Raw genomic sequence first — 24,849 nt, forward strand, 5'->3', positions numbered from 1 at the left:
CACCACCCCCCCCCCCGAAGCGGTGTGGCCGAGCAGCAGCGCATCCGGCCTCACCGCTTCAATTGCTGCGCCCAGCATGGAGGCATATGCCTCGGGCGTATAAGCCTCCAGGGCAGGATCGTCGGCGATATGCACGACGTCCGCGCCCCTCGCGGCGAGCGCGGCGGCGTCCTCCGCCGCTCCGCCGGAAGCGGCAATGACGGCGTGCACGGTGCCGTCATCTCCCGCGAGGCGTCTGGCTGCGCCGAGCGCCTCGAATGCCACGCGGCGCAGGGCTCCGTCGCGCCGCTCCGCATAAACCAATATCGTTCGTGCCATTGCATACAGCTCCTTTCTGTCCTGTCGGTGCTACTGCAACCGCCTAAGCTCCCCCGATATACACCACAAAAACAAATCCATTTCCAGTTTTCTCCCAGCATATTGTACAGACAGTACGAACCTATTTTTTCTCCAAAGCCTCTTCCAACACATCATGCAGCTCGCGCGCAAGCTCTTGTGCCTGCTCTTCGGGCGAGCCGGTCAGCCTTTTCCCGGCGGCGCGTGGAGGCGGGGGGGATAGTTTTGTCCGGTATGTCCTCGCAGACGGGACAGAGAAGACATCCGCTGCAGTTGGAGCTTCGGAATTCCCTTCAGGCGTTGCTCTTTGAACATAAGCGTCGCTTAACGGCTGATAAGGCTTCAACTCTGATGGTTCAATGACGATTAAAGGTTTGCGTTTGGCCTTCATAATGCCGGGCAGAGATGGGTAGCGAGGTTCATTCAGGCCTTGCTGCGCGGTAATGCACGCGGGAAGCGGCAGCGATACCGTTTCCAGATCGCCCTCCACATCCCTTACGGCAAGGGCGTGGAGACGTTCGTCTCCCGGTTGAATTCCGAGCTCCGCCGCACTGCCGATGGACAGCTTTACAACAGCGCCGGCATGCGGCAGGCCCAGCAATTCCGCTGTTTGGAGCGCTACGCTGCCAGAGCCTGTATCGACGGCAAAAAGCCCCGCCAACAGCAAATCCGGCTGAAGGGGAGCGATTGCGGCTGCAAGAACCTCTCCAATAGCGCCGCTATCGTCGGGAATACCGTCCGAGCTGACGCGAATCGCTTGATCCGCCCCCATCGCAAGCGCGAGCCGCAGCGCTTCATGGGTCCGCTCGGTTCCGCAAGTAACGGCGATAACCTCTCCTCCAAGCTGCTCCTTCCACCGCAAGGCTTCCTCCAACGCGTATTCATCATAGGGATTGATGACCAGCTTGACATCTTCTTCCCGAATTCCATCCTCCGTAAAATAAATTTTTTCCTCCGTATCAAAGGTTTGCTTCAGCAGCACCACCCATTTCATAGAAGTCCCTCCCTCCAAAATGCAAAGAATCACATGGCACCAGGAGCCAATGGCGGGTACCCGCCAATGCTACCATATGATGCCGGAGTCCCCGTTATACCTGGTGGATAACGCTTTCATGACGCATGCGGGCAGGATGGCGCTCATATACTTGAATAGTCTTCCGCTCAAGGAGAATGTGATGAAATCAACAGAGACGGCAAGGGGGAGAGATGAATGGCGAGGGACCCGATCTTCTGGTTTTGGGCAAAATGGTTCCTGTTTACCGCTCTTGTTCTGTCGGCGTTATGGTTATTTGCGGCAGTTGTCCGCCTTCGCATTACTTATATAAAGCTAGGCGTGCCGGTTCCGTTTCGGCGTTGGAGGCCGCTGGTAGGCCGCGCGGGAAAGGGCGAAACTGACGCGCAGAAGACAGGAACAGACACGAGAAAATCCGCAACCGTCCCGCAAAAAACTGGAGCCGGGACGGGAAAAGCCGCAACCGTCCCGCAAAAAACTGGGGCCGGGGCGGGAAAATCCGCAACCGTCCCGCAAAAAACTGGGGCCGGGGCGGGAAAAGCCGCAACCGTCCCGCAAAAAACCGGGGCCGGGGCGGGAAAAGCCGCAACCATCCCGCAAAAAACTGGAGCCGGGGCGGGAAAAGCCGCAACCGTCCCGGAACAAGCAGGAACCGATGCGAAAAAGAACGCAACGGGCCTTGCGAAGCGGCAAGCAAAGCGTGCGGAGAGCGGCTTTGCGCGGGAGGTATTGGGGCACTCAAAGCTGTTGAATGATGTTCGCAGCGGCGTGATGCACCTTATTTATTTTTATGGCTTTATTATGCTTCAATTTGGAGCCGTCGACCTGATTTGGAAAGGGTTGAACGGGGGGGCGAATCTTCCCATTCCCTTATATGGCTGGTTTGCCTGGTCGCAGGAATGGACTGTCACGCTGGTGCTGCTGGCAGTTTTGTACGGCGCGTACCGTCGCTACGGGGAGAAGCTGCCTCGTCTGAAGCGGGACTGGAAACCGTCGCTTGTGCTTTGGTTTATCGGAGGGCTGATGCTGACAGTTCTCCTCGCTTTAGCCTTTGAACGGCTGGCAGCGGACCATGCAGAATCGTCTTCCCAAACAATGCTGGCAGCCGACCATGCAGAAGCGTCTGCCCAATCGCACCTAACGTCTGAGCAATTTGAATTGGCCTCGGAGCAGCCGGCAGTGCTGGGCGACCATGCCATACTAGCCTCCGGCCAGCCAGCAATACCGTCCGGTTCGCCTGAGCCGCCGTCCGTCAAGACCGAGCTGGTAGGCGCGCAATATGCGCCGGTCAGCGCTCCGCTTGCTGCATTGCTGGAGAAGGCGGGAGTGATTCCAGGAAGTTGGGCGGCGCATGCCGGCTATGAGCTGTTTTGGTGGCTGCATTTGCTTGTGCTGTTGGCTTTTTTGGTGTACGTTCCGCAATCCAAGCATTTTCATTTGATGACGGCGCCGGTCAATTTGTGGTTCCGCCGTTCCGGTCCAAGAGGCAGACTGGCGCCGCTGGATCTGGAAAATGAGGAAGCGGAGTCATTTGGAGCGGGCGACATTTGGCATTTTACGCAAAAGCAGCTGTTGGATCTCTATGCTTGCGTGGAATGCGGCCGATGCACCAATGTGTGCCCGGCGTCCAATACCGGAAAATTGCTTTCGCCCATGCACCTGATCGTCAAGCTGAGAGATCATTTGACGGAGAAGGGAGCGGCCGTTACATCGACCTCGCCATGGCTGCCAAGCGGCTTGCGCAGGGGGAGGCTGCCCCCGCCGCATGGCATGGGACCCGTATTGCCCGTGAAGGAGTCGCCATCTCTTGAAGGCGGGAGCGGCGCGAAAAAAAAACTACTGTATACCGGGGCTATCCACGGGACGATGGAAATGCAGGCGGCAGCCTGGCTGCCTAGGGAAAAGGCGGAGGCGGAGTCGCTGGAGCTTGTGGGAGACATCATGACGGAGGAGGAAATCTGGTCTTGCACCACTTGCGGCAACTGCGAGGAGCAATGTCCCGTGGGCAACGAGCATATCGACAAGATCATTGATCTCCGGCGGCATTTGGTGCTGATGGAGGGCCGGCTTCCCGCCGACAGCCAACGTGCCTTGCAGAATATCGAGCGGCAGGGCAATCCCTGGGGTTTGCCGCGCGGTGAGCGCCAAAGCTGGATCGAGGATTGCAAGCTGCGAACCGGGGTTGCCGTGCAGACGATGAAGGAGTGCCGGGAGCGCGGACATAAGCCGGAGCTCCTGTTATGGGCTGGAACGATGGCTGCTTATGACAATCGCAGCCGGCGCGTGCTTTTTGACCTGGTAAGGCTTCTGGCGGAAGCCGGATTGGATTTTGCCGTATTGGGGGGCGAGGAGCGCAACTCAGGGGATACCGCAAGGCGGATGGGCAACGAAATGTTGTTTCAGGAGCTCTGCCGCGAAAATATCGCGACGCTTCAGAAGTATGGTGTGCGCCATATCGTCACTCCTTGCGCCCACACTTACAATACGTTGCAAAACGAATACCCCGATTTTGGCCTGGGGCCGGAAGTGGAGGTCGAGCATCATACGGAACTTCTGGCCAGGCTGCTGGCGGAGGGCCGTCTGAAGCCATCCCATCAAGTGGACGAAGTGGCCACCGTGCATGATTCCTGTTATCTGGGACGCCACAACGGGATTTATGAAGCGCCGCGCGAACTGCTGAGGGCCATCCCCGGCATCAAAATAAAGGAAATGGAGCGCTCAGGGCCAAACGGCATGTGCTGCGGTGCCGGAGGCGGGATGATGTGGATGGAGGAGCGAAGCGGGACGCGTGTCAATTATGCCCGGACCGCGCAAGCGCTTCAGGTAAAGCCGACCGTTATCAGTTCGTCGTGTCCCTACTGCCTGACGATGATGGAGGATGGCCTGAAGGCAATGCCGGAGGGGGATGGAACGGCGGCCCGGGATGTGGCGGAGCTGCTGGCGCAAAGCGTTTTTGGCAGAGAGTGACAATCATTGCGTGTTCAAAAATCCGGTTATTCATTAAGCGAAGGGAAGGTGGTCCCAAACGATGCCGCTGCAAGCTACTGATTCCAAACGTGCGGGAGCGGTCAACACCGCGGCCGTCATCGGCGCAGGCGTTATGGGAGCGGGCATAGCCGCCCATCTCGCCAATGCGGGAATGCGGGTTCTGCTGCTGGATGTTCTTCCTCAGGGTAGAAGCGAAGGAAAAGACGGGGTGGCAAATCCTCAGCACCAGCCAGGAGGCGCGCGAGAAACTGGCGGGCAAGACAGCCGCCAAGACAACCGCCAAGACAACCGCAAAGACGGTCGCCAGGGTAATGGTCAAGATAGCCGCCAAGGCAAAATCCAGGACCGGAATGCGCTTGCGGCTGCCGCGATAGCGGGCATGGCAAAGGCGGCTCCGCCAATGCTGTATGACCCTGCATGGGTTTCCCGCTTAACACCGGGCAACCTGAGCGATCATGCCGCCGCGCTTGGAGACGTCGACTGGATCGTGGAGGCGGTGACGGAGAGGCTCGACATCAAGCGCAGCGTGCTGGAGCTGATCGACAACCACCGGCGGCCCGGCTCCATTGTCAGCACGAATACGTCCGGTTTGTCCGTTGCGGCTATGGCGGAGGGAAGAAGTCAAGAATTTCGTCGCCATTTTGCCGCGGTTCATTTCTTTAATCCGCCTCGCTACATGAAGCTGGTGGAGGTTGTGCCGACAGCCGATACAGACCCTTCCGTGGTGGAGCTGCTGACCGAGCTTTGCGAAAAACGGCTTGGGAAAGGAGTTGTCGTTGCCCGGGATACCCCAAATTTCATTGCCAACCGGATCGGAGCTTACGGCATGCTGACGACGCTGCGCGATACGGAGCGGTTTGGTCTGACGATCGAGGAAGCGGACGCGTTGACCGGTCCGTTGATGGGCAGGCCGCGTACGGCGACCTTCCGCATGCTGGATATGATCGGGCTGGATACGCTGCTCCACGTGGTGGATAATGTCCGGCAGCGCGCCGAGAGCCAGCGGGATCTTGAGCTGTTTGTCCGCCCTCCGCTTCTGGAGGCGCTTGTGGCAAAGGGCAGGCTTGGCGCCAAAAGCGGCGAAGGCTTTTACCGGAAGCTGAGGGAAGGCGACGGGCGCAGCCTGATTCAATCGCTTTCTCTGGACACGCTGGAGTACAGGCCGCAGCTGTCCGTGTCATCTCCGGCTCTGGACGCGGCAAAAGCGGTCAAGGGAACCGGCAACAAGCTGAAGGCGCTGCTGGCTGCCGGAGGTCGCGAAGCCGACTTTGTCTGGTCGACGCTGAAATCTCTCCTGCTTTATTCGGCGGAGATGCCGGGTGTTATTGCCGATTCCATCTCCGATATCGACCGGGCGATGCGATGGGGCTTTAATTGGGAGCTGGGTCCTTTTGAGCTGTGGGACGCAATCGGTCTGCCGGAATCCGCCGCAAAAATGACGGAGGAAGGCGAGACTTTGCCGGGATGGGTGGAGTCGTGGCTGGCAAGCGGCCGGACGTCCTTTTACGAGACGGGCATGGGCAAACGGTACTATGCGGCGGAAGGCGGCAAGCTGGCCGAGGAGCGGGAGGATGGCGATACGTTGTCCCTTGCGCCGCTGAAGGCAAGCGGAAAAACAATTTGGAGCGGCCAGGGAGCAAGTCTTGTCGATTTGGGCGACGACGTGGCGTGCCTGGAATTCCATTCGCCGAACAACGCCATCGGGGGCGATATTTTGTCCGCCATTCGGCATGCGGCAACGGAGGTTTCGCGCAATTGGCGGGGTTTGGTCATTGCCAATGAAGGCCGGAATTTTTCGGTAGGCGCCAATTTGATGCTGCTGTTGATGGAGGCGCAAAACGGCGATTGGGAAGAAGTGGAGGATATGATCCGACACTTTCAAGGAAGCATGCTGCAACTGAAGCAGCTGGATCGCCCCGTCGTCGCCGCGCCTCATCGGATGACTCTTGGCGGCGGAGTGGAGGCATGTCTTCCGGCGGATATAATCGTGATGCCTCCGGAAACGTATTTTGGGCTGGTGGAGACCGGGGTTGGCCTGATTCCCGCTGGCGGGGGCTGCAAGGAAGCGGCGGCGCTGGCGGCGCTCCGAGCGGAATGGCCCGCAACGCAGGCCGGGTCAGGGAATCCTGCGGCAAGCGCGGACGTATCTTACGCTCTGGCCAGGCTGCAGCCCCAATTGACGGCGCTTTTTGAAACCATTGCCATGGCCAAATCCTCTGGAAGCGCCCATGAAGCCGTAAAGCTGGGACTGCTGCGTCCGCAGGACAGAATCATCAGGCGTCAGGATACCCGTATCGCGGAAGCCAAGCGGGCGGTGCTGGAGTTGGACCGCAGAGGCTATTCGGTGCCGGGTGAAGAACGGATTCCTGTGGCGGGCAGGGAAGGAAAAGCGCTGCTGTCTCTTGCGGTCCGTTCGCTAAGGCTGGGAGGGCAGATCAGCAGCCACGACGCGCTGATCGGAAACAAGCTGGCTCATGTGCTTAGCGGCGGCGATGTTGCTCCCGGCACGACCGTGAGTCCGCAGTATTTGCTCGATCTGGAATGCGAAGCGTTCCTCAGCCTGTGCGGAGAACGGAAAACGCAGGACAGGATGAGTCACATGCTGGCAACGGGGAAGCCGCTTCGCAACTGACCGGCTGGGTTAGGTACGGAAAGGGGGAAGGGACATGACTGAAGTAAACGGCTCGCCGTTTCATGAGCATGACCGGGATGCGGTCCTTGTAGCCGCCGTGCGCACGCCGGTGGGCAAAGCCTTCAAGGGCAGCCTGGCGGGGGTTCGCGCCGAGGACTTGGGCAAAACCGCGCTTGACGGCGCGTTGGCGCGGCTGCCGGGGTTAAAGCTGGCGGATGTGGAGGATGTGATTATCGGCTGCGCGATGCCGGAAGGGGAGCAGGGGCTTAATCTGGCTCGTGTTATCTCGCTGTATGCCGGCTTGCCGCCATCAACTCCAGCCGTAACGGTCAACCGCTTCTGCGCTTCCGGTCTGCAGTCCATTGCTTACGCGGCGGACCGGATTACGGCGGGTGGCGCCGACGTGGTGGTGGCGGGAGGCGTGGAGAGCATGAGCCATGTGCCGATGACCGGCTTTCGAATGTCTCCGCATGCCGGCATTGCGGATACCATGCCTGAAATTTATATGGGCATGGGACATACGGCCGAGGAGGTTGCCCGCAAATTCGGCGTGTCGAGGGAGCGTCAGGATGAATTTGCGGCGGCCAGCCATGCCAAAGCAGCGGCGGCGCTTTCCGAAGGGCGCTTCAAGGGCGAGGTCGTTCCCGTCACGGCAAGGCGCTGGGGAAGTCATGATTCCGGCAGGCCATGGGAGAGCAGCTTTATTTTCGATACCGATGAAGGGGTGCGCCGCGATACCGATATGGCGGCATTGTCCAGACTGCGGCCGGCTTTCGCCAGAGAGGGGACGGTTACGGCGGGCAACGCCTCGCAGATGAGCGACGGTGCGGCCATGACCGTTCTGATGAGCCGGGCCAAAGCCCGCGAGCTCGGGATTACGCCGCTGGCCGTGTTTCGCGGGTTCGGCGCCGCGGGCGTTGCGCCGGAGCTTATGGGAATCGGCCCGCTGGAAGCGGTGCCCAAGGCGTTGAAGCATGCTGGCTTGGAGCTGGGGCAAGTGGATTTGTTTGAACTGAATGAAGCGTTCGCCGCGCAATGCATTCCCGTCATAGACGGGCTCGGCATTGATCCCGCGCGGGTCAACGTCAACGGCGGCGCAATTGCGCTAGGCCACCCGCTTGGCTGTACCGGAACCAGATTGTCCGTATCGCTGGTGCACGAGCTTGCCCGCAGGGGAGGCGGTATCGGAATCGTGACCATGTGCGTGGGCGGAGGCATGGGAGCCGCTGGCGTGTTCGAAGTTTATGCGGAGGAGGGGGAGCCATGACCGCAAAAAAAGGATCCTGGAGCGGCCGGTTTGTCGTGGAGGATATGGCGCCTGAATGGATCACGGCGCCGGAGGATTTCACAGAGGAACAGCACATGCTGGAGGATGCGGCGCGGCAGTTTCTGGAGGGCGAGCTGCTGCCGAATGACGCGGATCTGGAGGCTCTGGACTACGAGCTGACGGTCGGCCTCATGCGAAAAGCCGGTGAGCTTGGGCTTTTGGGAGCCGATGTTCCGGAGCAGTATGGAGGGCTGGGGCTGGATAAGGTCAGCACAACGCTGCTTGCGGAAACGTTGGCCCGGGCGTCGTCTTTTGCCCTGTCGGTGGGGGCGCACGTGGGCATAGGCACGCTTCCCATTGTGTTCTACGGCACGGAGGAACAGAAAAAACGCTATTTGCCCGATCTGGCGTCCGGCGCCAAAATAGCGGCCTATTGCTTGACGGAACCCTCCTCCGGCTCCGATGCGCTTGGGGCGAAAAGCACGGCGAGGCTGTCCGCGGACGGCAAGTCCTATCTATTAAACGGCTCCAAGCTGTATATCACCAATGCGGGATTTGCCGATCTTTTTATCGTATACGCCAAAGTGGACGGCAAACAGTTTACCGCATTTATTGTGGAGCGCGGGACGCCGGGTCTTAGCGTGGGACCGGAGGAAACCAAAATGGGCATCAAGGGCTCATCGACCTGCCCCCTTTATTTTGAGGAAATGGCGGTTCCCGTGGCCAATGTGCTGGGAGAGGTGGGCAAAGGCCATCTGATTGCCTTCCATATTCTGAATATCGGGCGATTTAAGCTCGGCGCCGGTTGTCTGGGGTCCGCCAAGGAAACGATCCAGCTTTCGGCAGCCTACGCCAATACTCGCGAACAATTCGGACGTCCAATCTCCTCATATCCCCTCATTGCCGCCAAGCTGGCGGATATGAACATTGGCGCCTATATACTGGAAAGCATGGTGTACCGGATTGCAGGCTGGATCGACGAACAGCTTGGAAGCATCGGCGAGGATGCCCGCAATCATGTCCACCCCCCTGTACATGAAGGCGACCGCAAGGATACAACGCTGGAAACTTCCCGCAGGGAAGCGGGAAGCGCCGACGCGCTTGCGGCAAAAGCAATTGGCGAATATGCGCTGGAATGCTCTATCGTGAAGGTTTTTGCTTCTGAAACGCTGGATGCGATTGTGGATGAAGGCGTCCAGATTCACGGCGGTTACGGCTATATCAAGGAATACAAAGTTGAGCGGCTGTACCGCGATTCCAGAATTAACCGGATTTTTGAAGGCACCAACGAAATTAACCGTTTGCTTATACCCGGGATGCTGCTAAAGAAAGCGGCAAAAGGCGAGCTTCCGCTGCTGGAGAAAGCAAAGGGACTTCAGGGTGAAGTGCTGGGGCCGGTGATGGCGCCTTCTTTTGACGCCCCGCTCGATAAAGAATCCTATCTTGTATCGCAAGCCAAAAAAGTGTTCCTTCTTGTTGGCGGTCTGGCTGTGCAAAAATATGACCTGCGGTTGGAAGAAGAGCAGGAGGTGCTGGGCATATTAGCCGACCTGATGATTTGCATTTTTGCGATGGAGAGCGGCCTGCTCCGGGCGAAGAAGGCGCTGGCGTCGCAGGAGGCGGCGAGCCGGTCAAGTCTCGCGGTTCTGATGGTGGAAACCTTCGTCCAGGAGACTGCCGACAAGGTCCATGGTCTTGCCAAAACTGCGCTGGTTGCCCTGGAGCGGGGGGATGGCCTGCAGCTTCAGCTATCCATCTTGAGGAAGCTGCTGCGTGCGCCGGCGACGGAAATCATCGGCCGAAAACGCAAAATTGCGGCGAAGGTGATTGAAACCGAACATTATGTTAGGTAAAGGGGGAGCCCAGTATTGGAACAGCATGATGAAACGGAACGTACTGTCCACTCCGCAGGCCATGCCGATCCCGTCTCTTCGTCTACGCAAGGCGAGGAGGCGGGACCGCCTTCCGCAAAATCGCCGGAGAAGCCCTGGCTGAAGCATTACCCGGAGGAGGTTCCTCCAACGCTAGATTACCCTGATATCAATCTCACGCAATTTTTGCTGGATGCCGCAGAGTCGTATCCCGACAAAATCGCGGTTCATTTTATGGGCAAAAACGTCACTTATCGCAAGCTGAAGGAAGATGCGGTTGCTTTGGCCGGAGGACTCGTCTCGCTTGGCATTGCTAAGGGGGATCGCGTCGCGATCATGCTGCCGAATTGCCCCCAGGCGGTGACGGCCTTCTATGGCGTTTTGCTGGCAGGGGCGATCGTGGTCCAGACCAATCCGTTGTATGTGGAGCGGGAGCTTCAGGAGCAGTTGAAGGATAGCGGGGCTGTCGCGATCATTACGCTGGATTTGCTGTATCCCAGATTGGCCCGCGCTCGCGGAGAACGGCCGAGGGAAGGTCCGCTGCCCGCTTTGGGTCATGTTATAGTAACTTCAATAAAGGACGGCCTTCCTTTTCCGCTAAACCTTCTGTATCCTCTCAAGCAGCGGAAAGAGGGATTCCGCAGCAAGATTCTCTATGGGACCGATGGCGTTCAGAGCTACAGGGAACTGATTGCCGCTGGACGCAGATCGGAGCCGGAGCTTCTGCCGGAGCTTGGCGCGGGCGATGAGCTTGCCGCTCTGCAATACACGGGAGGAACGACGGGCACTCCCAAAGGCGTCATGTTGTCACATGCCAATCTGGTGGCCAACACGCTGCAAACAACGGCATGGTGCTACAAGCAGAAGCCGGGCGAAGAGATTTATTTGGCGGCGCTGCCGCTGTTTCATGTGTTTGGTTTAACGGTATTAATGAATATGTCAGTGCGCAATGGCGGAAAAATGGTGCTGCTTCCCCGGTTTGAGCCGGATAAGGTGCTTGAAGCAATCCAGAAGCAAAAACCGACAATCTTTCCCGGCGCGCCTACCATGTATGTTGCCCTTATTAATCGAAAGGATGCGGAGCAATTCGACCTGTCCTCCATTCAAGTATGCATAAGCGGCTCTGCGGCTTTGCCTCTGGAGGTTCAAGACAGCTTTGAGTCGCTGACGGGCGGACGTTTGATCGAAGGATACGGTTTGACCGAAGCCTCTCCCGTTACGCATGCCAACCCCATCTGGGGAAGGCGCAAAATCGGCACGATCGGCCTTCCGTTTCCCGATACGGAAGCCGCCATTATGAATCCCGTTACGGGAGAACGTCTTCCTCCGGGAGAGCTGGGAGAATTGATCGTCAAAGGCCCGCAGGTCATGAAGGGCTATTGGGGCCGTCCGGCTGAAAGCGAAGGAGCGTTCAGCGATGGCTGGCTGCGGACGGGCGATTATGCATCGATGGACGAAGACGGATATTTTGCGATCAAAGACCGCCTTAAAGACGTCATTATCGCTGGAGGCTACAATATCTATCCGCGCGAGGTGGAGGAGGTTTTGTTCGAGCATCCAGCGGTGAAGGAAGCCGCTGTGGCGGGCATGAAGGACCAATACCGGGGCGAAAGCGTCAAAGCGTTTATTGTGCTGAAGGATGGCTGGCAAGTATCGGCGTCCCAGCTGGACCGATGGTGCAGGGATCGGCTTGCCGCTTATAAGGTGCCACACCGATATATTTTTAAAGAGTCGCTCCCCAAAACGATGATCGGCAAGGTGCTGCGGCGCAAGCTTACCGAGGATGAGGAGGGATAATTGCAGGGCGGCAAGCCCATTTCCGAACGCCATAAAGAAAGCGCTACCGAAATGTTCACTTTCATAATTGAAATCAAACTGTTATAATAGTAAGAAAAATGAAAACATTGTGACTCATTGGCCATGGAGTTGCCGTACCGAGCGGGGGGTTCTTGCGGTGTCAGAGCCGCATGCGTTCTCGGATCATGCTGTTTAGGACGACCATCCATCGTATAAGGGAGGAGATTTCATGGCGAAGCATAGCCAGAATGAAGTCAAGGAAAGCCTGAAGGAACTGACGAGGATTTTTCAGCCCAAGGACCCGCGCAAATTTGTGAAGGATTATATTCGCAAATACCGAATTACTGGCGGATACGAAGATGAATTAACCTCTCTCGTGGAGGATGAACTCGGCAGGCTTAACTCCTCGGTGGGATGAATCATAATGAATATAGGCTTTGCCCGCGTCCGCGAACGCCGGCAGAGCCTTTTTGTTTGCCTGCGCTCTGTATCACAAAAAGTCTGCGGCTCGGAGATTTCGGCCCAATGCCATATTCGCCGCTGACCATGCCGCCAGACTTGCTGCGTAATGGAAGGTGAACTTTTTGAATAACCTTCAAAAAGTCCATTGCAATAGGCAAATAAATACACTATACTTCACAATAGTGATAATGAGAATTGATATCATATAAGGAGACGTTATGGCTAATTCACATCGGATCAATCCCGCTTTAGAGCGCGGAAACCATCAAAAGCTCAAAAGCCGCCCATGGGCAGCAACGCTCATTATTTTCGGAGGTATTGCGGCTTTGATTTTCGGATTAGGGCTGTCGGTTTCATTTGGAGCCGCTGACATCAAGTTTGCGGTCGTGTGGGAAGCGATCTTTCGTTTTAACCCCGACATAACGGATCATCATGTCATATGGGAGCTGCGTCTGCCGCGCGTGCTTGGCGGCGCGATGGTTGGAGCCAGCTTTGCGGTAGCGGGCGCAATTATGCAGGGCATGACCCGAAATCCGCTTGCGGATTCCGGTTTGCTGGGTTTGAATGCTGGCGCTGGCTTCGCGTTGGCGATATGCTTTGCTTTTTTTCCGGGCTTGCCTTTTATGTATATCATTATGTTCTGTTTTCTCGGTGCCGGCGTTGCCGCGGGACTGGTGTACGGCATCGGGGCGTTGGCCAAAGGCGGCCTTACTCCCATGCGTCTGGTTCTGGCAGGCGCCGCCCTCAGCGCGCTGCTTAGCGCGCTGAGCGAAGGGATCTCTTTATTGTTCCGCGTTGGGCAGGATATCGCATTCTGGTACGCGGGCGGTCTTGCGGGAACCAAGTGGCTGCAATTAAAAATCATGCTGCCTTGGATTGCCGCCGCAATTGCCGGCGCAATCGTTTTGTCCCGCTCGGTTACTCTGCTCAGCCTGGGCGAAGATATTGCCAGAGGGCTGGGCCAGCGTACTAAGCTGGTTAAGCTGGCATGTGCCATCATTGTATTGATTCTCGCGGGGTCCGCGGTTTCCGTGGTGGGAGCTGTCGGTTTCGTCGGTTTGATCATTCCCCATCTGACGCGCAAGCTGGTGGGTGTGGATTATCGCTGGATCATTCCTTGCTCTGCCGTGCTCGGCAGCCTCCTGGTCGTGTTCGCCGACCTCGCGGCGCGGATGGTAAATCCGCCTGAGGAAACACCGGTAGGCGCTTTGATCGCGCTGATCGGCGTTCCGTTTTTCCTCTATCTGGCGCGTAAGGAAAGGAGGGAGCTGTAGAAATGTCGATGGTTACGGCTTCTCAGGTGGAACGGCGCAAGGTAAAGCGCGGAATTATTGTAGTCGGCATTTTGGCCGTACTTATCGTGATCGTGTTTATTATTAGCATGAATACCGGACATATCCGGCTTTCGCCCCTTGATGTGGTGAAAACGCTGTTCGGATATGGCACGGCAAAACAACATTTGATTCTATATGAGTTCCGTTTGCCCCGCATCGTCATTGCGGTGCTGATCGGCGCGGGACTTTCCGTATCAGGCGCTATCATGCAAGGCATATCCCGTAACGCGCTGGCTGATCCCGGCATTCTCGGCATTAATGCGGGCGCCGGTCTGATGGTTATGCTGTTTATCTTTTATTTTCCGACAACGACTGCGGCTCCTGCATTTTTGCTGCCGCTGCTTGCGTTGTTTGGAGCCGGCTTAACGGCCGTGCTTATTTTTTCATTGGCTTACAAACGGGGAGAAGGCATCACGCCGACCCGGCTGCTTCTGACCGGTATCGCGGTAGCGGCGGGCATTAGCGCGGCCATGATCGTTTTGACGCTCAAGCTGGACCCTGACAAATATCAATTTGTCGCAACATGGATGGCGGGCAGCATCTGGGGAACGAGCTGGAAATATGTCTATGCGCTGCTCCCGTGGATTGTTGTGCTGCTGCCTTACGTCATGATCAAGGCCCGGATGCTTAACGTCCTTAATCTTGGCGATGCAACGGCAAAAGGGCTGGGAGCCCATGTCAGCAAGGAACAGCTTAAGCTGATCGCTGCTGGCGTAGGTTTGGCTGGCGCTTGCGTTGCGATCAGCGGCTCCATCGGTTTTGTCGGCCTTATTGGTCCCCACTTGGCGAGAAGGCTCGTAGGTTCCAATCACCGGTTTGTTTTGCCTGTATCCGCATTTCTAGGCGCGCTTCTGGTGCTTACGGCGGATTTGCTTGGCCGTTCCGTATTGCAGCCCAAGGAAGTGCCTGTAGGCATCGTGGTTGCGATTATCGGAGCGCCGTATTTCCTTTATTTGTTGGCTAGATCAAAATCCTGATAACGGAGAGGAAGGATAGAATGAGCGAGCAATTAGAGCTGTTTGACGTCACGATTATCGGAGGCGGGCCTGCGGGTCTGTATTCCGCTTTTTATAGCGGTATGAGAGAAATGAAGACAAAGCTGATTGAAGCCCAGGAAGAGCTTGGCGGACGAATGCTGATTTATCCCGAAAAAATCATTTGGGACGTTGGCGGAGTTACGCCAACCCGCTGTGAAAATTTGATTCAGCAGCTGGTGGAGCAGGGCAAAACCTTTGATCCTACCATTGTGCTTGGCCAACAAATCGTTAGCCAGGAGCGTCAGGAAGACGGGACGTTTATTCTAACGTCCAATACCGGAGAGAAGCACCATACGCGTGCCATCGTAATGGCCTGCGGCTACGGCATCCGCAAGATGGCGAAGCTGGAGATCGAAGGCGCCGACCGCTACGAGGTTTCGAACCTTTATTACACAGTTCAAGATCTGGAGACCTTCCGGGGCAAACATGTCCTGATCTCCGGCGGAGGCGACTCCGCGGTGGATTGGGCCAATGAGTTGGAGCCGCTGGCAGCCAGCGTTACGGTTGTTCACAGGCGCGACGCTTTTGGCGGTCTGGAGCGTAATGTAACCCGCATGAAGGAGTCTTCGGTGCGCGTTCTGACGCCTTATGCGGTTCAAGCGTTGAACAGCAACGACGGAACCAAAATCGACAAGGTCACGATTCAGCATGTTGAGACGGAGGAGCAGCTTCAACTGGAAGTGGATGCCGTCATTGTTAATCATGGAATGAGAAGCGATTTTGGCCCCATCAGGGATTGGGGAATCGACATGGGCGAATGGAAGGCAAACGTTACCCATAAGATGGAGACGAACATACCGGGCATCTTTGGCGCAGGAGACTTCGTTGGTTTCGAAGGCAAGGTTGGTTTGATTGCCGGCACATTCACCGATGCTGTATTGGCTATGAATAGCGTTAAGGTTTATTTGGACCCTGAAGCCGTTCCTTACGCATACGTATCCTCCCACAATGACCGCTTCAAAGAGAAAAACAAAGAGCTCGAAGAGCTGCAGAAGGTATAGGTTTTATATTTGCGAAGCCCGGATTCATCATTGGAATCCGGGTTTTTTGCATGAATACCGGGCATGAGTTCCTCCTTCGCCGAATAGGGTAGCATATACCCCCAAATTCTGCTTTTGGGCATGAAGACGAAGGAGGCTTGCAAACATGTCGGTGGAGCTTAAGACAAGAGAGCATATCAGGGGAATACGAAAGGCAGGCCGTATTGTTGCGGCTTGCCATAAAGCATTGTCCAAACGTTTGGCGCCCGGTGTGACTACGCTTGAGATCGACCGATTCGTAGAACGCTTTATGCTGGATAGAGGGGCGCAGCCCGCACAAAAAGGCTATAAGGGTTACCCTTATGCGATTTGCGCGTCAGTGAACGATGTGGTTTGCCATGGCTTCCCCGATGCCGAACCGCTGGAGGCCGGCGATGTCGTTACCATTGACATGGTAGCAGATTTGAACGGATGGAAGGCGGATTCCGCCTGGAGCTATAGCATTGGCAAAATGACCGCTTCCACGGAAAAGCTGTTGAAAGCCGCCAAAGAAGCTATGCTGGAAGGGATCAAAAAAGCTGTGCCGGGCAATCATGTAGGGGATATTGGCCACGCGGTGCAAACCAGGGCAGAACGCCATGGCCTAAACGTAGTACCCATGTTCGTGGGGCATGGCATCGGGCGCAAGATGCATGAATACCCGGAGGTGGAACATATGGGACCACCGGGCCAAGGCGTAGTTCTCGAAGAAGGCATGGTCATTACGATTGAACCCATTGTGACGACTGGCCGCCCTGATATCCTTATCGGGCGGGACGGGTGGACAGCTCGAACGGTAGATGGCGGATGGGCAGCACAGTTCGAGCACACCATCGCGGTGACCAAAGATGGCCCCATTGTGCTTACCCGCTGGGATTAAACCAGCTGTTCTACGGAAATGAGCCTTCGAAACCACTACGGGAGTGGAACGAAGGCTCTTTAACATTTTGACTCTGTGGTTACTTTCTCAGGGCAAAAATATATGATTTTTGGCTCCAATAGCTAAGCAGAAAAAGCGAAACCTCCGTAATGATTTTGGCAATGGGCAGCGGGATACCGGCCTTTTCGTAGAGCATTAGCAGCAGCAAATAGTTCAAGCAGGCGATCAGCACCGCCAGCGCAGCGTACCGAGGAAAGGCGATGCCATGGCGAATGCCGCTGCCTTTGGCAAAAACAACATTGCGATTAAGCGAATAATTCAGTAAAGCGCTGATACAGCGCGCTCCCCAAACGGCTAATAGAAGGCTGGAGCTGAAACTATGCAAAAGCAGAACCAACACGAAGTCGACAGCTCCCGAGATGAGGGAGGAGCCGCTAAACTTCAGAAACGGGAGATATACGCTTGCCGAGTCCGCTAACGGGCGAAAATGCGAGGACTCGTTGTTGTTCAAATAGACGGTGTCAATGGTAATTTCCTTGATGGCATACCCGTATTTGGCCGCAGCAAGCAATACGTTCATTTCATATTCGAAGCGTTCTCCCGGGATTGCAAGCAAAAATTCCAGCATATCCGCGGAATAACCACGAAGCCCCGTTTGTGTATCATGCACTTTGACGCCGGTGCTGCGGGCATAAACAAAGCGGGTTGCCGCATTGCCAAAACGGCTTCGGAGCGGAACCTTGCCGCTAAAACGGCGGCCTCCCAACACCATGGAGCGGCTATCGCGCTCCACGCTGGACCCCACTCTCATAATGTCCTTGGGCAGATGTTGTCCGTCGCTGTCCGCGCACACCACTTCTCCGCTTGCTCCAATTTCCTTCAGATAAGCAAAACCTGTTTTGAGCGCACATCCCTTGCCGCGATTGGTCTCATGGGTCAACACGATGCAGCCCATCCAGGAAGCGGCCTGAAACAGCTCCCTATAACGGACGCCGCTGCCATCGTCCACCACAATAATGTTGGGCGGCCTGTCGGCTTCTTTTAAACGCGCAATCAATCCAATCAACCGTTCATCCGGCTCGTAAGCCGGTATCAATACGTGCATGCCTGCCCGCCTCCTGTCGTCTTGTTTGCCTTAAGCCTCTTATTCAGCCACATAGAGAATGTCGCTGACGCCGCGTTCCTTTTCTTTACCGGAGGGCTGATTCACCACTCTGCCGTTAAAATACATGGTCGAGGAGCCTCCGCCGTCCAGATTGTAGGCTTCCGAAGCGCCAAGCTCGACAAAAAGATCGGCAAATTCATTCAGCGTCATGCCCCGGCTATAACCTCGGCTTCGTCCGTCAACGACAACAAACAGGTAATGGCCAGGCTCGATCATGCCAAAGCCCGTTCTTGGATTGGCATTTTCAATGGAGCGGTTGCCAAAGTTGGAATCAATCGTGACTTTGTCCAAACCGTCCTCGGCTTTGCCATCCAATACAAGAGCGGGGCCAAAGGAGTACGTGTGCAAGACCTGGCGGGCAAGCAAATCCTGGGACGAAACCTCATTTTCATTGTAGAGCTCAATCGAACCATCGCCGAAAATAGCCATTGCGTCTCTGGCAGGTTCGTCCCGGTATAAGGTGCCATTGCGAATGATGACTCCGTCGTCGCGGAAGCCGTAATAATCTCCGTTAATGGCAAATAATGCGCCGTTGTTTTCCGCGATGGTCGAGGTTGTTTCGATAATATTGCGTCCAAAGCTATTTTTGGCAAAAGCGGCTCGCAGGCTGGATAAGTCCGACAGCTTTACATCTGCCACATAATAGGTGATTTGATCATCTCCCGTACCTTCCTGTACTTGGCGAATCGCTATGCTGATATCGTCGCTGGCATAATTCCAGTCATCCTGAACAATGGAGCCGCTGGATGTTCCCGTATCTTTTTGTCCGGGGTTTTGGTTCCCGGAGCCGGAGCTTTCAGCCGTGTTTGGCGTAGAGTTCTGTGCACCTGTGGATGCGCCTTCAGTTGCTCCGTTTTCCCCGGCTGCGGCACTTCCTCCCGTGGAATTGTCGCCACTAGCGGCAGCACTTCCTTCTGCGGAATTGTCTCCGCCGGTAGGAGAACTTCCTCCTGCGGAACTGTCCGCGCCGGAAACAAAGGAGGGAGGCGTCACGACAAGCTCGACATGTTCGATCAGATAACGGTCGGCGAGCAGGTAGAGTACGGCCGCAACCGCCAGCAGCACACCTCCCAGCGATAGCAGGAGCTTTTTCTTGAGTCCTCGTTTTTTGATGGCCATCGCCTCCTTGTCATATAACAAACCGCTTGCTAGAAGCTTATTCGTTATTGTGACGGGGGAAGGTTAAGGCTGTCTGAAGGCTGACTGAATGTTTGCTGAGGATAGCTAAAGCGTTTAAGTAAGGCCAAAAGTAGAAGATGGAGTACTAGTTCATCATAGCGAGCGAATGTAAATAGAGGGGGAAGTGATAACGAGTGTGTCGTCATCGAGTAGCTATGGAGTGAGGAAGGGTGAATAGCGGAAAGATGACGCGTTTAGCAACAGGAATGAGGTCAAAATGCAGAAGAGGAGGACGGATGCCGCGCCGGCTGGTGTCTGCCGGCGATTGCTACATGTTCCGTCCGTTTCTGCTTTTCTAGAATCTGGCAACCTTATCACTGGGCAGCAGCCGTTGCCGCCCTTTGCGAACGATCGGCCCCGGGGGCATGACGCTGGAAGACATAATGCGTCAGCAGCAGTCCCGTCATGCCCATAATGAAAAAGATGAGAGCCATATAACCGGAATGAAGCACAGCTCCCAGACTGACGGCAATAGCGCCGAAAGCTCCCGCGAATTGACTCAGCAGACCATAGACGGCCAGATAAGAGCTTCGCGCTTGATCATCTACTATTTCAGCCAGATAGGCTTGTCTGATTGGCGTAAATATCAGCTCTCCGATTGTCGCCCCCAGAATGGACACGAGGAGAAGCCATACCGAATTGCTGTAGCCGACAATTGCGTAGCCGACTGTATACAGGAGAACGCCTGTGTACAAGATTCGCGTAGGCTTGAATCGGCGGACAAAAGAGGCTGCCCAAATGGCAAAAACGACAATAACGATGGTATTTTCAATCTGAAGCAAACTGGTCATGCGGATACCGGTTAATTGAAAAGAGTAGTTTTCCAGCAGCTGAAGCTGCCGGGGGGCAAACTCGGCTTGCAGGCGGACGCTGACATAATTGTACAAGTGGACTTCCAGCGAACGAATTAACATGCCGCCTATACTATACACAATAAACAGCTTGTCCTTCGCCACAACCCTGTAATGGAGAGCCATTTTGCGAAGAGGCCCGCGCCCGTCGCGTTTTCTTCTATTAGCTGCAACCGGGAAATGGGTCTCCCGAACAAAAAACAAGGTTAATACAAGCGTTGCCAGGCTGGCCGCAACCATTGCCCCCAGCAGTTCCATTCGGTGAGTTGCGAACAAAAAGCCGCCGATTGGCGCGCCAATCGAGATCGAAAGATTGATCGCCCAGAAGTTTATGCTGTAAATAAAAGCACGATTTTCCTTGGTGCTGACGTCAATAAGCATGGCTTCTGCTGCAGGGTTGAACAAGCCGTTCCCGATGCTGATCAGCAGCAGCATGGAAAACGTCAGCCAGGTAGAATCCAGATAGGGAGAGCTGGCAAGCATCATGATGAGCACCGCGGCAAAGCGCAGAATCTGGGCGCAAGCCATCACCTTTTTTCTCCCGTACAGATCCGCCATATAGCCGCCGTACAAGCTTGCCGCAATTTGCAGCAGCAGATTGGCGAGCAGCAGCAGCCCTGCCAGTCCCGCCCCAAGCCTCTGCGTAAAATAGATCGCCATAAACGGCAAAACCATCGCTTCAACGCATCGGGTCAAAAATGAGGTTAATATCCGAATCTTAATATTGCGGTCCAACTGCTTGAACATGGAGTCGTCTCCCTTCCTGTTGTGTAGCCTTTATTTTAGCTGGGAAAACGAGAATAAAAAGGGTAAGATTGAAAATGTAATTTCACCTTTTATACCGGGCAGCTTAAAACTACCTTTTTAAAGGATGGGTATGAGATGAAGCATCGCGAGCATTACATAGAGCTGCTGCTGGCACACCCCGGTCAACAGCATTCGGGGGCCAGTATTCCCATTACCATTCAGAAACTGACAGCCGTGTTGAATTGTACGGCCAGGAATGTAAAGCTTGTGCTGCGCAGACTGGCGGAAGACGGGTATATGGAATGGAGGGCGGGCGTTGGACGAGGCCATATCTCGCATATGGCCGTTGTGCGGGGGCTTGAGGAAGTGCTAACGGAGTATGTAGGCGAATTGCTGGAAAAAGGAAGAATGAAAGAAGCGCTGGACTGGGCCACAAGGCAAGGGATGAATCCGCCGTTTCGCGGCAGACTGCGACTCATGCTTGAAAAACAGATGGGCTTTCAGTTGAAACAGACGGGAACCTCGGAGCTGGATGTGCTGCGGGTAACGGTTGCCCGGAAGCTCGGCATCTTTGACCCGGCTTTTTCGTATACCGCTACCGAGGTGTTTTTGCTGGAACAAATATATAGCCGTCTGGTCGATTTTGATTCCGTCGGCCAGCGTTTTCTTCCCTCGCTTGCGCATGCATGGGAAAGCAATGAGGATTATACGGTATGGACCTTTTATTTGCGAAAAGGCGTACGCTTCCACCACGGTCTTATCTTTACGGCAGAGGATGTGCGGCATACGCTGGAACGTCTTCGGGAGGTCCGGTCGCCGTCATGCTGGCAATACGAAGATATTGCCGAAGCGGAGGTCGCCGGCGAATATTGCCTGGTATTGCGTTTGAAGAAACCCAATCCGTTTCTCCTTCACTTTTTCAGTTGTGCCACCATGTCGATTATTCCGCATGATGAAGGATTTTCCGAGCAAAAAATGTTAGGTACGGGCGCCTTCAAGGTGGCGGAAAATGCTGCGCAGGTGCTTAGGCTGGAAGCTTTCGACGATTATTTCCGCGAAAGAGCCTGGCTGGATATTATAGAAATTTGGCATATCCCCTCGGATAGTCCGGGTGATAGGCAGTTTTCCTTGCCTCATTCGGAGTCGGTTGCGGGCGAGACTGATACTGACGCTAAACGGGATATGGATTCCATGTTGGACGGCTGCCGGTATTTGATTTTTAACTTTAATCAGCCTGGCATTCAGCATAACCCCGGCTTCCGCCAAGCGATGCGCTTGCTGCTCAACAGGAAGCTGCTAGTCACCGAGCTAGGAGACCCCCGCTCCATGCCGGCCAACAGCTTCCTTGTTGCCAGAAGCAAAAAAGAAGCCCATGAAAGCAACCTGTTTGCAGAAAGAGAGAAGCATCATCGCGAGAACGATTCGTTGCCTGATGCAAGGGATCTGCTGGAGAGTGACTCATTGTCTGAGGCAAGAGAGGATTTGCTGGAAGGCAACTCTTTAAGCGAAGCGGGGTCGCTTTTGCGGGAAAGCGGTTATGCCGGCGAAACGATTAGCCTGTATTATCACGGTCGTCCCGTCGAGCTTCAGGACATGTTGTGGCTTCGCCGGCGAGCGTTGGCGATAGGTCTGCAATTGGAGCTGAAGCCTTATAGCTTTGCCCAATATACGACGCAAAGACTTGGGCAGCACGCGCAAATGATGTTGGCTACGGAGGTGCTGGAAAAGGATACCGAACTGGGCCTTCTGCGGTTATTTTTTAATGAGGACAGCAACTTTCATCACTTTTTCAACGAGGAGCAGTTGGGGGAACTGCGCAGTATTTTGGCATCATATGTTAGTGTAGAATCATTGGACGAACGAGCCAAAATCATTGACGAGGCCGAGGGGCTTCTGCGCCGGGACAATTGGCTGCTGTATCTCTATCACACGCAATTCCGGACACGGCTGCCTCATGCGCTGCAAGGGCTGGCGCATGACTCGTTCGGCTGGCTTGATTTTTCCAAGCTATGGATCAAACCTTAGGCTATATACGCTGTCGAGCCACCAACCCATAAAGACCTGGGGCTGTCCCAAAAGCCGATCCGCGTATCTGATTCAATTAAAAACGCTAATGGACATCCGTGTCCGTTAGCGCTTATTTTTTAACTTTTTGCGTTTGTAACGGACATTGATGTCCGTTACAGTGAAAATTATCCAATAATTACCCATTTTGGGGCTCTAACGGACAAGGATGTCCGTTAGAATTTCAAAATCTGCGTTTTACGCGTCTAACGGACTTCCGTGTCCGTTAGAGCGTTTGACTTTTTGGACAGCCCCAGGTCTTTTTTTGCCACAAATGAAATAGGCCGCCCTGTTTAAGGCAGGAATGAAAAATTAGTCAGTTCTTCATACGTAAAAGCTTGCTTCAGCATTCCTTTATCCAAGCTCCAATCAACAATGCTTTTTACCTGCTCTTCGCTAATGGAGCCGGCATGCTGGAAGCTGTTTTTCAAGCTGGCGAGATAGAGTCCGATTTGCTCCGGGAACTGGTAATCGCTCAAGATGCCGACATACTCCGAAGCATCGGTCTCGTTCATGTAGTCCACGGCGCGATTGTATGCTTTGTAAAAGGCCGCGATGTCGCCTGGACGTTCGTCTACCATTTTGGCTGTGAATTGCAGCGTTCCGCCTTTAATGCCGGCTTCTCGCGATCCCGCCAGCAGATGGGCGCCTTGCTGAACAAGCATGCCCGCTTGGGGTTCCGTAAATACAACGCCGTCCACTTGGTCCGACAATAGCGCTTCCGCCCGTCCGGAGAAGGAAGGGATTTCGACGATGGTGTAGCTATAACCCTTTTGATCGGCAAAATGGTCCATAATGTACTCCAGCAGGAAATTCGGCACCAGCGATACTTTTTTGTCCGCCAAGCCTTCAATGGAGGTGATGCCGGAGCCGGGGGAGGATAAGATTTTGAAATCCTCGCTAATATCGGAGGTGATGACCATATCGATGCCGTTTTGTTTAAAGGCGGCTTCCGTCATGACGTCGCCGATTGTGGCGTCAAGTTCTCCTGCCTGTACGGCCACGTTGCGGTCGTTGGGGGAGGCAAACGCCTTGATGGACATGTCCGCGCCTTCTTCTTTCAAATAGCCCAACTCGTGGGCGAGAATAATCGGAATCGCGCCTTCGGCCGGCAGTATGCCGATCGTAAAGGTTTTGCCTGTTGGTTCGTTGGACAAGGCGGGTTTGTTGTCCGAGCCGCTATTGCCGGCACATGCGCCCGTCAGCAGCAGCACGGCTATCAGAGCTGTCGCAAGCCATTTCTGTTTCATGATGTCTACCTTCTTCCTGTATTATAAAATGCGCGCAAAAGCGTCCAAATCCATAAAGTACGGAACAACGTTCCGCTTCAGCCGGAGCGGGTCGGTGCCCCGATCATTCAGGCCTTGCTCCGTCGTAAACGCCAGCGTAAAGCCGGATTGCTTCAAAACCTCGACATTTCGGCTTTCGTATAGTCCAAAAGGATAGGCGAAAACGTCTCTCGAGTTAAGTTGGGGAAGCTTGTTGCATTCAAGCAGGTCATGCCGGAACTCCTCGTCCGCTGTCAACGTCAGCTTGCTTGCATCCGTTCCCCTTCGCTGATGAAAGTGATGGGTGTGATTGGCGAATTCAAACACATCGGAGATTTCATCCAGTTCATCCGTCGCCAGACAGGTCGATTTAAGGGGATCAAACGGCTTTGGTTCGGCATGAAGCCAGCCGGATACAACAAATGCGACAGCATGAAATCCATATTCCTTCAAAATGGGATAAGCATACGTTTTGAGCGATTGAAAGCAATCGTCAAAGGTCAGCAGCACGGATCGCTCGGGAAGCGATTTTCCCTCGGTGTAATAGCTTTTAATGTCGTCCAGCGTCAAGGTGCTGTATTCCCTTTCTTGCAGATAGGCCATCTGAGCCATGAAGGCTTCGGCCGTTGTGAACAGCGGCGGGGGAAGCACATCCTCGTAGTCCTGACGCACGTCGATGGCGGAAGGATGTTTGGGATTAAATTCATCGGATAGCCGCAGCTCATGATACATTAAAGTTGAAAAGCTCATCGTTGTCCTCCTAGCCATGGGCCATTTCGCAGGTAAGTGTATGATTGATGTCATTCTAACATAGCGTCAAATCAAGGTTCGTGATAATTGTCACAAGATGAATTGTTGCTTTCATTCTGGATTGTTCACTATGTAGACCTGTGTTATCATTACTCGAAAATAGACGGGTTTGGGACAACATACGTTCACG

General features: G+C 54.9%; 17 protein-coding genes and 1 pseudogene. 11 read left to right on the forward strand and 7 right to left on the reverse strand.

Annotated elements, in window-relative coordinates; all coding sequences use genetic code 11:
• Positions 1–318 (reverse strand): annotated as a pseudogene (locus ACX93W_RS19160) (electron transfer flavoprotein subunit alpha/FixB family protein); the annotation flags it as partial.
• Between the two features lie 121 nt (positions 319–439).
• Entirely contained in the window at positions 440–1,330 is an 891-nt protein-coding gene (locus ACX93W_RS19165; protein WP_459393986.1) for an electron transfer flavoprotein subunit beta/FixA family protein, read from the reverse strand.
• A gap of 216 nt (positions 1,331–1,546) precedes the next feature.
• Between ACX93W_RS19165 and ACX93W_RS19170 the strand changes: the two genes are divergently transcribed.
• From ACX93W_RS19170 to map, 10 genes are all read left to right on the forward strand, one after another.
• Positions 1,547–4,315, forward strand: coding sequence for a (Fe-S)-binding protein (locus ACX93W_RS19170; protein WP_459393987.1), 2,769 nt, complete (start codon positions 1,547–1,549; stop codon positions 4,313–4,315).
• 61 nt (positions 4,316–4,376) lie between these two features.
• Positions 4,377–6,968: a 3-hydroxyacyl-CoA dehydrogenase/enoyl-CoA hydratase family protein gene (locus ACX93W_RS19175; protein WP_459393988.1), complete on the forward strand. Its 2,592-nt coding sequence runs from the start codon at positions 4,377–4,379 to the stop codon at positions 6,966–6,968.
• A 34-nt stretch (positions 6,969–7,002) separates the two neighbouring features.
• Entirely contained in the window at positions 7,003–8,235 is a 1,233-nt protein-coding gene (locus ACX93W_RS19180) for a thiolase family protein (RefSeq protein WP_459393989.1), read from the forward strand.
• Complete coding sequence (locus ACX93W_RS19185; protein WP_459393990.1) at positions 8,232–10,088, forward strand: acyl-CoA dehydrogenase family protein; 1,857 nt, start codon at positions 8,232–8,234, stop codon at positions 10,086–10,088. Before ACX93W_RS19180 ends, ACX93W_RS19185 begins: the two co-directional genes overlap by 4 nt.
• Before the next feature lie 138 nt (positions 10,089–10,226).
• Positions 10,227–11,903, forward strand: coding sequence for a long-chain-fatty-acid--CoA ligase (locus tag ACX93W_RS19190; protein WP_459394089.1), 1,677 nt, complete (start codon positions 10,227–10,229; stop codon positions 11,901–11,903).
• Between the two features lie 229 nt (positions 11,904–12,132).
• On the forward strand, positions 12,133–12,321 hold the full coding sequence (locus ACX93W_RS19195) for a hypothetical protein (RefSeq protein WP_068687297.1): 189 nt from the start codon (positions 12,133–12,135) through the stop codon (positions 12,319–12,321).
• A gap of 262 nt (positions 12,322–12,583) precedes the next feature.
• Positions 12,584–13,639 carry a FecCD family ABC transporter permease gene (locus tag ACX93W_RS19200; RefSeq protein ID WP_459393991.1) on the forward strand — a complete coding sequence of 352 codons (1,056 nt, stop codon included), beginning with the start codon at positions 12,584–12,586 and terminating at the stop codon, positions 13,637–13,639.
• Positions 13,640–13,641: 2 nt separating this feature from the next.
• Complete coding sequence (locus ACX93W_RS19205; protein ID WP_459393992.1) at positions 13,642–14,676, forward strand: FecCD family ABC transporter permease; 1,035 nt, start codon at positions 13,642–13,644, stop codon at positions 14,674–14,676.
• Between the two features lie 20 nt (positions 14,677–14,696).
• Positions 14,697–15,737 (forward strand): NAD(P)/FAD-dependent oxidoreductase, encoded by a 1,041-nt coding sequence (locus ACX93W_RS19210; protein WP_459393993.1) that lies wholly within the window; start codon positions 14,697–14,699, stop codon positions 15,735–15,737.
• Positions 15,738–15,882: 145 nt separating this feature from the next.
• Positions 15,883–16,635, forward strand: coding sequence for a type I methionyl aminopeptidase (gene map, locus ACX93W_RS19215; protein WP_459393994.1), 753 nt, complete (start codon positions 15,883–15,885; stop codon positions 16,633–16,635).
• 79 nt (positions 16,636–16,714) lie between these two features.
• Here the strand turns inward: map and ACX93W_RS19220 are convergent, their stop codons facing one another.
• The 3 genes from ACX93W_RS19220 to ACX93W_RS19230 all read right to left on the reverse strand — a co-directional run bounded on the left by ACX93W_RS19220 (position 16,715) and on the right by ACX93W_RS19230 (position 20,577).
• Positions 16,715–17,740 carry a glycosyltransferase gene (locus ACX93W_RS19220; RefSeq protein WP_459393995.1) on the reverse strand — a complete coding sequence of 342 codons (1,026 nt, stop codon included), beginning with the start codon at positions 17,738–17,740 and terminating at the stop codon, positions 16,715–16,717.
• 39 nt (positions 17,741–17,779) lie between these two features.
• The gene (locus ACX93W_RS19225; protein WP_459393996.1) at positions 17,780–18,919 is read right to left on the reverse strand and encodes a phosphodiester glycosidase family protein; all 1,140 of its coding nucleotides are present in this window, start codon (positions 18,917–18,919) and stop codon (positions 17,780–17,782) included.
• Between the two features lie 374 nt (positions 18,920–19,293).
• Positions 19,294–20,577, reverse strand: a complete 1,284-nt coding sequence (locus tag ACX93W_RS19230; protein ID WP_459393997.1) for an MDR family MFS transporter — start codon at positions 20,575–20,577, stop codon at positions 19,294–19,296.
• Between the two features lie 135 nt (positions 20,578–20,712).
• Here ACX93W_RS19230 and ACX93W_RS19235 point away from each other — a divergent pair, with 135 nt between their 5' ends.
• Positions 20,713–22,602, forward strand: coding sequence for an ABC transporter substrate-binding protein (locus tag ACX93W_RS19235; RefSeq protein ID WP_459393998.1), 1,890 nt, complete (start codon positions 20,713–20,715; stop codon positions 22,600–22,602).
• A 332-nt stretch (positions 22,603–22,934) separates the two neighbouring features.
• On the opposite strand, the gene ACX93W_RS19240 is transcribed toward ACX93W_RS19235, so the two are convergent.
• Both ACX93W_RS19240 and ACX93W_RS19245 read right to left on the reverse strand, forming a co-directional pair.
• Complete coding sequence (locus ACX93W_RS19240) at positions 22,935–23,891, reverse strand: ABC transporter substrate-binding protein (RefSeq protein WP_459393999.1); 957 nt, start codon at positions 23,889–23,891, stop codon at positions 22,935–22,937.
• A 21-nt stretch (positions 23,892–23,912) separates the two neighbouring features.
• Positions 23,913–24,659: a polysaccharide deacetylase family protein gene (locus ACX93W_RS19245; RefSeq protein ID WP_459394000.1), complete on the reverse strand. Its 747-nt coding sequence runs from the start codon at positions 24,657–24,659 to the stop codon at positions 23,913–23,915.
• Between the last annotated feature and the right edge of the window lie 190 nt (positions 24,660–24,849).

The sequence above is a fragment of the Paenibacillus sp. CAU 1782 genome (genome assembly GCF_054551715.1).

What these genes read in the sequence shown, in the direction of transcription:
- ACX93W_RS19165 (WP_459393986.1), bottom strand. Translation starts at nt 1,330, where the DNA reads ATGAAATGGGTGGTGCTGCTGAAGCAAACCTTTGATACGGAGGAAAAA.
- ACX93W_RS19170 (WP_459393987.1), top strand. Translation starts at nt 1,547, where the DNA reads ATGGCGAGGGACCCGATCTTCTGGTTTTGGGCAAAATGGTTCCTGTTT.
- ACX93W_RS19175 (WP_459393988.1), top strand. Translation starts at nt 4,377, where the DNA reads ATGCCGCTGCAAGCTACTGATTCCAAACGTGCGGGAGCGGTCAACACC.
- ACX93W_RS19180 (WP_459393989.1), top strand. Translation starts at nt 7,003, where the DNA reads ATGACTGAAGTAAACGGCTCGCCGTTTCATGAGCATGACCGGGATGCG.
- ACX93W_RS19185 (WP_459393990.1), top strand. Translation starts at nt 8,232, where the DNA reads ATGACCGCAAAAAAAGGATCCTGGAGCGGCCGGTTTGTCGTGGAGGAT.
- ACX93W_RS19195 (WP_068687297.1), top strand. Translation starts at nt 12,133, where the DNA reads ATGGCGAAGCATAGCCAGAATGAAGTCAAGGAAAGCCTGAAGGAACTG.
- ACX93W_RS19200 (WP_459393991.1), top strand. Translation starts at nt 12,584, where the DNA reads ATGGCTAATTCACATCGGATCAATCCCGCTTTAGAGCGCGGAAACCAT.
- ACX93W_RS19205 (WP_459393992.1), top strand. Translation starts at nt 13,642, where the DNA reads ATGTCGATGGTTACGGCTTCTCAGGTGGAACGGCGCAAGGTAAAGCGC.
- ACX93W_RS19210 (WP_459393993.1), top strand. Translation starts at nt 14,697, where the DNA reads ATGAGCGAGCAATTAGAGCTGTTTGACGTCACGATTATCGGAGGCGGG.
- map (WP_459393994.1), top strand. Translation starts at nt 15,883, where the DNA reads ATGTCGGTGGAGCTTAAGACAAGAGAGCATATCAGGGGAATACGAAAG.
- ACX93W_RS19220 (WP_459393995.1), bottom strand. Translation starts at nt 17,740, where the DNA reads ATGCACGTATTGATACCGGCTTACGAGCCGGATGAACGGTTGATTGGA.
- ACX93W_RS19225 (WP_459393996.1), bottom strand. Translation starts at nt 18,919, where the DNA reads ATGGCCATCAAAAAACGAGGACTCAAGAAAAAGCTCCTGCTATCGCTG.
- ACX93W_RS19230 (WP_459393997.1), bottom strand. Translation starts at nt 20,577, where the DNA reads ATGTTCAAGCAGTTGGACCGCAATATTAAGATTCGGATATTAACCTCA.
- ACX93W_RS19235 (WP_459393998.1), top strand. Translation starts at nt 20,713, where the DNA reads ATGAAGCATCGCGAGCATTACATAGAGCTGCTGCTGGCACACCCCGGT.
- ACX93W_RS19240 (WP_459393999.1), bottom strand. Translation starts at nt 23,891, where the DNA reads ATGAAACAGAAATGGCTTGCGACAGCTCTGATAGCCGTGCTGCTGCTG.
- ACX93W_RS19245 (WP_459394000.1), bottom strand. Translation starts at nt 24,659, where the DNA reads ATGAGCTTTTCAACTTTAATGTATCATGAGCTGCGGCTATCCGATGAA.